The 9,309-nt window shown below is 51.1% G+C and carries 7 protein-coding genes; all 7 read left to right on the top strand.

What is annotated here, in order from left to right:
- The first annotated feature begins 239 nt into the window (after nucleotides 1–239).
- Nucleotides 240–1,016 (top strand): phage antirepressor KilAC domain-containing protein, encoded by a 777-nt coding sequence (locus tag B5F71_RS17680; RefSeq protein ID WP_087212961.1) that lies wholly within the window; start codon nucleotides 240–242, stop codon nucleotides 1,014–1,016.
- Nucleotides 1,017–1,120: 104 nt separating this feature from the next.
- Nucleotides 1,121–1,438, top strand: a complete 318-nt coding sequence (locus B5F71_RS17675; protein WP_087212959.1) for a hypothetical protein — start codon at nucleotides 1,121–1,123, stop codon at nucleotides 1,436–1,438.
- Between the two features lie 123 nt (nucleotides 1,439–1,561).
- On the top strand, nucleotides 1,562–3,961 hold the full coding sequence (locus B5F71_RS17670; RefSeq protein ID WP_087212956.1) for a BT4734/BF3469 family protein: 2,400 nt from the start codon (nucleotides 1,562–1,564) through the stop codon (nucleotides 3,959–3,961).
- Nucleotides 3,927–4,331, top strand: a complete 405-nt coding sequence (locus B5F71_RS17665; protein WP_087212953.1) for a DUF5675 family protein — start codon at nucleotides 3,927–3,929, stop codon at nucleotides 4,329–4,331. The genes B5F71_RS17670 and B5F71_RS17665 overlap by 35 nt, the downstream gene beginning before the upstream one ends.
- Before the next feature lie 186 nt (nucleotides 4,332–4,517).
- Nucleotides 4,518–6,992, top strand: a complete 2,475-nt coding sequence (gene galB, locus B5F71_RS17660) for a beta-galactosidase GalB (RefSeq protein WP_087212964.1) — start codon at nucleotides 4,518–4,520, stop codon at nucleotides 6,990–6,992.
- 200 nt (nucleotides 6,993–7,192) lie between these two features.
- A complete protein-coding gene (locus tag B5F71_RS17655) occupies nucleotides 7,193–8,110 on the top strand; it encodes a WYL domain-containing protein (RefSeq protein ID WP_087212950.1) in 918 nt (305 codons plus the stop codon).
- Nucleotides 8,111–8,302: 192 nt separating this feature from the next.
- Complete coding sequence (locus tag B5F71_RS17650) at nucleotides 8,303–8,707, top strand: hypothetical protein (protein ID WP_143269932.1); 405 nt, start codon at nucleotides 8,303–8,305, stop codon at nucleotides 8,705–8,707.
- The last annotated feature ends 602 nt before the right edge of the window (nucleotides 8,708–9,309 follow it).

The raw sequence follows: 9,309 nt of genomic DNA, 5'->3' as shown, positions 1-9,309 counted from the left end.
AGGGCTTCCGCCTATAGGACACAATAGGTCACCTCCTTTTCTTGGTTAACCTTTTTTACGGCAAAGGTAACTTTTTTCTTTGCCCTTTTACCAATGCAAATCTAAAGGATTACACAGATTTAAATAATTGATTACACCGTAGGGGCGTATCGCATACGCCCGGATGCGCCAACTAATCCACGTGGATGTATTCAGGGCGTATGCGATACGCCCCTACGGTAAACTTAACACAAAGACTTATGGAAAACATGATATTCAAAAGCAAGGAGTTCGGCGAAATCCGGACAATGACTGACGAACAGGGCGAGCCTTGGTTCTGTTTGGCGGATGTATGCCGGATATTGGAAATAAAGAGGGTAAGTGTTTGTAAATCAAGATTAAAAAGAGACGGTGTCTGTTTGGCAGAGGGGGTCTCAAATACCACCAACCAATACGGTGCAACTACAGGGCAAAAGCTTATGCTTACCTTTATCAATGAGCAAAATCTTTACAAAGTCATCATGCGGTCGGACAAGCCGCAAGCGGAAGGTTTTCAGGATTGGGTATGCGGCGAGGTGCTCCCCGCCATCCGCAAGCACGGGGGCTACATGGCGGTGCGGGCGGACGAGCCGGACGAGGTAATCCTCTCGCGTGCGCTGCTCATCATGCAGAAGGCATTGGAGCGCAGGGACAAGCGGATTGCGGAACTGGAGCCGCGGGCGGCGTATGCGGACGAGGTGATAGACTCGGTGTCGTGCATGACCACCACGCAGGTTGCCAAGGGCTTGGGCATGACCGCCATTGAGCTGAACCGCCGCCTGTGCCGGCTGGGCATCCAGTATTGCCAGAGCGGACAATACCTGCTCTACGCTGGCTATGCCCGGCAGGGGTATGCGCAGAACCGCACGTATATGTACCGCGACGCGGAGGGCGAAACGCATACACGGGCGTACCTGGTGTGGACGGAACGCGGACGGGAATTCATTCATTCGCTGCTGGACAGGCTCACCACAGATTACACGGATTTAAATAATTGATTACACCGTAGGGGCGTATCGCATACGCCCGGATGCGCCAACTAATCCACGTGGATGTATTCAGGGCGTATGCAATACGCCCCTATAGAAATTAGCAAAGCATTATGAACATTACATTACAATTGAGTGATACCGCATACCAGCGGCTGGTTTCCACGGGAAGCCGAATCCAAGGGACTATCGGGCTGATTAACCCGATGGAAGGTAATTTTTCGGAACATCGCAAGGGACAGGCGAAGCCGGGCACACGGAGCATCAAGTTGCGCCATGGAAGGGCTTCGGTGGGCGACACGCAGGTACGCCTGACGCTCCGCATCGGGCTGGACGAAGTGGACGTAATCCCCTCGCAGGTGATTGAGAACGAAAGCAAGGAGGCGAGCGCGTTCATCGAAGGGATGTATGACGATGTTTTCGGATACTGATTCACTCACCACAGATTACACAGATTAAATAATTTATTATTGACAAAATTCACCACAGAGGACACAGAAGAAATAAATTAATTTTATTAATCTGTGTAATCTGTGGTGAAAAAAGCATACACTATGAGTTTTGGAATATCAAATAATGTCAGAAGCCGGGAGGTGCGCGAGTGCACGCCTGAGCTGTTTTGGAAGGCGGTACGCTCGCCGCTGGTCGCTGATATCTGTGCGCAGATAGCGGACGGACTGGAGAAAGTAAAGCGTGGTGAAATGGTAAAAGAAGATTACGAGACCTTGAAGGCTGGATTGAAGAAAAGGCTTCCGATTTTTACGCCACACGCCACGTTTAGGAACGGAAGGAGGCTGAATGCGGATGCGGTGCCTTCGGGGCTTTCGATGTACGACATCGACCATTTGCCCAATCCGCGCGAGTATTGGGTGGAGAAAAGTCAGGAACTTGCCGTAAAGGATGTGCTTCGGTTTGTAGTGCTGGCGCACATTACGCCCAGCACCGAGGGATTGCGGTTGTTCTTCATTATCCCCGATGGGATGGACTTGGCAGGGGCACAAAAGTGGATGTCGGAGCAGTTGGGGGACGCGAATTATGACCAGAGCGTGAAAGACTTGGCACGGTCTTCGTTCGTGGTGCCGGAGGATTATATTATCTATGTGGATGAGGAAAGACTTTTTAAGAATGAAGAATTAAAAATGAAGAATGAAGAATCTCCTTGTCACGCTGGATTGTCCGATGATAATCGTAGGGGCGTATCGCATACGCCCGAATGCGTCAACGAAAACGCCAGCGGTGATGCGCATGTGGATGATAAAGCGGATGTTTCCGGGCGTATGCAATACGCCCCTACGGAGATGGCTTTCAAGGGTGTACCTTACTCGGACATTATCCGGCATTGGTTTGCGCTTACGGGCGGCGAACCGGTGCAGGGAGAGCGCAACGACAAGTTGCACCGGCTGGCTTCGCATTTGCGCTACATTACGGATAATAACGAGGAAATTCTTTTACAGATTATGCCACGTTACGGGCTTTCGGAGGAAGAAATGAAGGGGCTGATTCATTCGGCGTGTTCGGCGAAATGGTACAGTATGCCGAAGCTGATGAAAGAAGCTTGTAGGGGCGTATCGCATACGCCCGAATGCACCAACGAGAACGCCAATGGGGATGTGTGTGCGGATGTTTCCGGGCGTATGCGATACGCCCCTACAGTACCGCCCGAATTGCCGAAAAAGCTGCCCAAACTTATCGGGCTTCTTGTGAGCCGCACCCCCGATGTGTACAAGCCTGCCGTGGCTCATGCGGTGTTTCCGCCGCTCGCAACACACCTGCATAAGGTAAGATTTAAGTACATCGACAATGTGGAGCATGAAGCCACGCTGATGAATGTGCTTATGGCAGGCACGGGTGCCGGAAAGGACTGTATCTCGGAGCCGATAAACCGCATCATGGCGGACATCCGGCGCAGGGACGAAGAAAACTTGCGCAGGGAAAGGGAATGGAAAAACGAGGTGAACTCGAAAGGCTCGAACAAGGACAAGAGGCAGCGTCCGGAAGGGCTTGTGATTCAGGAAATTGATGCGGACATGACCAATCCGGCTTTCGTGATGCGTACCGCCGAAGCGGAAGGGCATTTTCTGTACACGAAACTGAACGAGATTGACCAGTTCGATGCCTTGCGCGGGTCGGGACGGGGAAACCAGCAGTTCCAAATCATGTGTTTGGCTTTTGACCCCGGAAACCGCTACGGGCAGACCCGTGTGGGGACGCAGAGTATCACCGAGAAAGTGACCATCCGGTTTAACTGGAATGCCGCTACAACTATCCTGAAAGGGAAACGGTATTTCTCTCGTGTGCTCACGGACGGGCCTATCTCGCGCATCAATTTCTGTACGATTCCCGAAAGGGAGATAGGTGCGGACATGCCGGTGTACGGCACGTATGATGCGGCGTTCGATGAAGAACTCCGCCCTTACATCGAGAACCTGAACCGTGCCACGGGGCTGGTGGATTGCCCGCAGGCTTTCCGGCTGGCGGAAAAGATGCGGAAGGAGAATGCCGAGTTCGCCACGCTCTCACAGAGCCGTGTGTATGAAAACCTGAGTTTTCGGGCGAACGTGATTGCTTACCTCAAGGCTTGTGTGCTCTATGTGGCGAATGGCGAGAAATGGGACAAGTCGATTGAGGAGTTCGTGCGCTGGTCTTTCCACTACGACATGTGGTGCAAGATGGAGTTTTTCGGGGAGGCGATAGAGGAGGCGATGAACGAGAATGTGTATGGCACGTCTTCGAAACACGGGCCTCAGAACCTTTTGACGCTGCTTCCTGATGAATTTACGTTAGACGATGTAATCCGGGCACGCCAAATGGCAGGGCTGGATGTGAAAGGTACGAAACAAATGCTCTACCAATGGGTGTACAGGCATTATCTAACAGTTCTAACAGATAACAGTTACAAAAAACTAAAATTCAGGAGCGATGGAATTAACCTTAAACCGGATCGTAAAAGATAAGCCCTACACGTTGGGCAAGTTATTGGTGGACGGGAAAGAGTTCTGCTACACCTTGGAGCCGAAGTGGCGAAAAAGGAAAGCGAAGAAAGTGCCCGGACGCACGGCAATCCCCGAAGGGCGTTATCCGGTGGTGATAACCCGCTCACCCAAGTTCAAGCAATGGCTTCCGCTGCTGCTGCATGTCCCTAAATTTGAAGGTATCCGCATCCACGCCGGAAACACCGTAGAAGATACGGCAGGATGCATCCTTGTGGGCGAGTGCCAGGAACCGGGTATCTTGACGGACTCGTGCTTGTGGGTGGAGAAATTGAAACAACGCATTGTGGAGGCAAAAGCACGGGGTGAAGGGGTGTGGATTATTATTAAATGAAGAATGATGAAACAATGTTCGGTGTAAGCCAATGAAGAATGAAGAATCGCTCCGCCCGCATGGAGATTCTTCATTCTAAATTCTTCATTCAAAAAAGTTGTCAGAGCTTGCCGATACGCCCTACATGGGTTGTTTGCATTTATAATAATCATTATTTTTGTAGGCGAAACTGAAAAACTGATTACCATGAAAAAGAACTTATTGTTTTGCCTGTGCTTCCTTTTCTCAATAGCTGTAGGAGCGCAAAGGCAAGAGACATTGTTAGAGAAGAACTGGAAATTCACGAAAGGTGATGCGCCTGAGGCTGTGCAAGAGACGTTTGACGATACGCAATGGGAAACCGTGACCGTGCCGCATGACTGGGCTATCTATGGTCCGTTCGACCGGAGCCATGACCTGCAGAACGTGGCGGTTAAGCAGAACTTCGAGACGCAGGCTTCGGTGAAGACCGGACGCACCGGAGGACTTCCCTACGTGGGCACAGGCTGGTATCGCACCACCTTCGAAGTGCCTGCGGGCAAAGAGGCTTCCCTGGTGTTCGATGGTGCCATGAGCGAGGCGCGGGTTTACGTGAACGGAAAAGAAGCGGGCTTCTGGCCGCTGGGGTATAATTCGTTCCACATTGACGTGACACCTTATATCTATACGGACGGGCGGAAGAATACGCTGGCAGTACGTTTGGAAAACCGACCGCAGTCTTCGCGCTGGTATCCGGGGGCAGGGCTTTACCGGAACGTGCGGCTGGTGACTACAGAAAAGGTGCATGTGCCTGTATGGGGGACGCAGCTTACTACGCCTCATGTGGAAGCCAGCTATGCCTCGGTGAAGCTGCTTACCACCGTTGCCCATGCAGGGGATAAGGATATCCGCATCGTGACGGAGATTCTCTCACCCGAAGGGAAGGTGGTAGCGGTGAAAGACAATACGCGCAAAATCAATCACGGAATGCCCTTTGAGCAGAACTTTCTGGTAGATGCCCCGAAGTTGTGGTCGCCCGAAACGCCTTTCTTGTATAAGGCGGTATCTAAGATTTACGTGGATAACCGGCAGGCGGATGAATACACGACCCGTTTCGGCATCCGCAGCCTGGAGATTGTGCCCGACAAGGGTTTCTTCCTGAACGGGAAGCACCGCAAGTTCCAAGGGGTGTGCAACCATCACGACCTCGGTCCGCTTGGGGCTGCCGTGAATGTGGCTGCCCTGCGTCGCCAGCTGACGATGTTGAAGGACATGGGTTGCGACGCGATACGTACCGCCCACAACATGCCGGCTCCCGAACTGGTGGAACTGTGCGACGAGATGGGCTTTATGATGATGCTGGAGCCGTTCGACGAATGGGATATCGCCAAGTGCGAGAACGGTTATCACCGCTTCTTCGGCGAATGGGCGGAGAAAGACATGGTGAACATGTTGCGCCATTACCGCAACCATCCCAGCGTGGTGATGTGGAGCATCGGCAATGAAGTGCCTACCCAGTGGAAGCCCGAAGGGTATAAGGTGGCTTCGTTCCTGCAGGACATCTGCCACCGCGAAGACCCTACGCGTCCGGTCACATGCGGTATGGACCAGGTGTCGAGCGTGTTGGGCAATGGGTTTGCCGCCATGCTGGATGTGCCCGGATTCAATTACCGTGCCCACCGGTATGTAGAAGCCTACAACCGCCTGCCTCAGAACATTGTGTTGGGCTCGGAAACATCCTCTACGGTCAGCTCGAGAGGGGTGTATAAGTTCCCGGTGCAGAAGCGCGGCGATGCTAAGTACGAAGACCATCAGTCGAGTGGATATGACTTGGAGCATTGCTCGTGGAGCAACGTGCCCGATGAGGATTTCGCCCTTGCCGACGATTATCCGTGGACCATCGGCCAGTTCGTATGGACGGGCTTCGATTACTTGGGCGAACCTTCGCCTTACGATACCGATGCCTGGCCCAGCCATAGCTCGTTGTTCGGCATTATCGACCTGGCAAGCCTGCCCAAGGACCGCTATTACCTCTATCGGAGTATCTGGAACAGGAAATCACCTACCCTGCACGTGTTGCCGCACTGGAACTGGCAGGGCAGGGAAGGCGAAAACACGCCGGTATTTGTCTACACCAGTTATCCCGAAGCGGAACTGTTCGTGAACGGCAAGAGCTATGGAAAGCAGCGCAAGCTGACGCGCGAAGAAAGCCAAGCCCTGCAGGGCAAGGATTCGCTTTGGCTCCAGCGCCGGTATCGGCTGATGTGGATGGATGTGCCATACGAGCCGGGCGAGCTGAAAGTAGTGGCTTACGATGCATCCGGAAAGGCGGCGGACGAAAAGGTAGTGCGTACGGCTGGCAAGCCTCACCACATTGAGCTGGCGGCAGACCGTACGGAGCTGGCGGCAGACGGGAAAGACCTTGCCTACATCACGGTGCGCATCGTGGACAAGGATGGCAATCTGTGTCCGATGGACAACCGCCTGGTACACTTCTCGGTAAAGGGGGCAGGCACGTATCGTGCTTCGGCAAACGGCGACCCTACCTGTCTCTATCTGTTCCACGAAAACCGGATGCCAGCCTTCAGCGGTGCATTGACCGCCATAGTACAGACTAAAGAAGAAGCCGGAGAAATCTGTTTCGAGGCGAAAGCAAAGGGTGTGAAGGGCGGCAAGCTGACCTTGCGCACGGTGCGTGAATAGTCTGTATATATTATAATTGGGAGATTTTTGAGCAAACGATAAAACCTGTCGTTTGCTCTCTTTTTATCTAAAGATTTGGTGGATACCGGCAAAATGCGGAAAAACATTTGGTGGAAATGTGATATCAAGATTTTTGCGCAAACGACATGTTTTGTCGTTCTGCTTCCTTATCTTTGCCTCAAACAAAAGGAGGAACATGTATGGGAAGCCGAACGGAAGGATTGCAGCGTTTGTTGGTCATTATCAACAAGCTGAAAGGAAAGAAACGTTATATACCTGCCAGAGAGTTGAAACGCTATATCGCTGAAGCGATGGAAATGCGCGGCTATTCGGGAAAATCCGGCCGGACGTTGGAGCGTGACATAGATGATATTCAAAGCTTGTTTGGCATTACCATCGCGTATGCTAAAAGAGAACAAGGGTATTATATAAAGGAAGAAGACGAAAACATCCCGGAGCGTTACGGGCAGCTTCTTCAGAACTTCGATTTGCTCAATGCGCTGGAAGGGGATACGAACCTGCGCACGTATGTGCTGGCGGAGCACCACCGCCCGTTGCCGAGCGAATGTCTGCCGATGCTGATAAGTGCCATTAAGCATACGCATCCTGTGGTGTTCCGCTATACGCTGGTAAGGCAGGGCGATAAGGTAGAGGAAAAGAAAGTCCTTCCCCATTACTTGAAAGAGTCGAACCAGCGGTGGTACCTGTTGGCATACGAAGGGGATGTGCTGAAGACTTTCGGAGTAGACCGTATCTGTGATTTGCGCGTATGCGAAAGCGAGACTTTCAAGCGGAATATGGATATAAACGTGGACGAGCTTTTCCGCGATTGTTTTGGCATCTGGAACCAGCCGGACATCCCGGTAGAAGACGTCGAACTGAAGTACGATGCCTTGGACGGCAAATTCCTGAAGTCGGTACCTTTGCATCATTCCCAGCAGGTCTTGACAGACAATGCGGACGAGTTCCGCATCAAAGTACACCTGCGTATCACCAATGATTTTGTGATGGAGCTGCTTTCCCGAAGCCGCTCGTTGGAAGTCATCAGCCCGCCCCACCTTAGGGAACGGGTGCGGAAGGTGTACGAAGAAGCGTTGAAGCGGAATGAATGCGGATGATAAGGATTCTGTCTGGAAAGCCGGTTATCATGCCGCGCGTCAGAATATAACTGCATTGCCTGCACGATTACTAATCGTACACGTTGACGATTACTAATCGTACAATGTGACGATTACTAATCGTGTTGGGAAGCCAATAATATGTTGGGCTTTTAACTTCTTTGACTCGTTGACTTCTGAAATATAAAGCTTATGAAAAAGATGTATTTATGTATGTTCGTCGTTGCGTTTTGTGCGTGTATGGTCCATGCACAGGTGTTGCACCGCTATGTGGTGGAAGTGGAAACGGTTCCCGACAAGAGGGAATACAAAGCGGAAAAGCTGGTTAACGGCAATGTGCGGCTGGAACCACAAGGTCCGAAGAAGACGGTAAGGTATTACGAAATCCTCTCGCGCACACCCCTGACGGCAAAACAATGCCAGGATTCTATCCGGTTGGGCAAAGCCCGTCAGGTTTCCAAGCCTGTACGGAAGTACCGGCACCGGAAGAACGTGACGCTGGAAGGTTGGGACGGTGTCAATCCGGCGGATATGGAACCTACAGAGTATGACCTCAATTACGAAGACCCCGACCTGTATGATTTTATAGCAGACTGAAAACTTTTCCGTAAATAACATTAAACTGCTTTCGAAAAACGGATATATACTTCGATTGCCGGTGAAGTATATATTCTTACCCAGTTTCAGTATATATGAAACTGCGTATGAAGTATATATTCGTTTTCAAAGCAATATGGCTGTTTGGGTAAATAAATGCCTAATGCTTCCACGCCTTGTTCATAGTTAAGCACTTCTTTAGCCACATTTTCCCCAACTCTAGACAATCGCTTTTTCCGGATAGTATCATAGCAAGATGCAGCCTGTTGCGGAAGCCTGCGGATATAGGTGCGTTGGTTTTTCCATTGATTTTCCGTAAATCTGTATAAGGGATATTCCTCTTTGAAATCAAGAGAGTTAGAAGAATTACCTCGTTTTCGGGTAATGAGTTGGCAACTGTTCTAATTGCCGTGGTCTGCATCGCTTTGCTTGTTCCGGTAACTCTTCGGAGGGCAAAGGTACAAAATAAGAACAGAAGAAAGAATATCTATGCCTTTCTTTCTTCTGTTTATAAATGGAACAAAATAACGAAAATCAAATAAGTTCAGTTGCTATCTATTCTTACCACTCGGAAACCAACATTGGCATAGCCTTGCGAGCCG

Origin of the sequence: Bacteroides sp. An269 (assembly GCF_002159755.1) — a bacterium.
In the GTDB taxonomy this organism is placed as follows: domain Bacteria; phylum Bacteroidota; class Bacteroidia; order Bacteroidales; family Bacteroidaceae; genus Phocaeicola; species Phocaeicola intestinalis.
The sequence above is the reverse complement of the archived record's forward strand: the minus strand, read 5'-3'. Positions and strand labels throughout refer to the sequence as shown.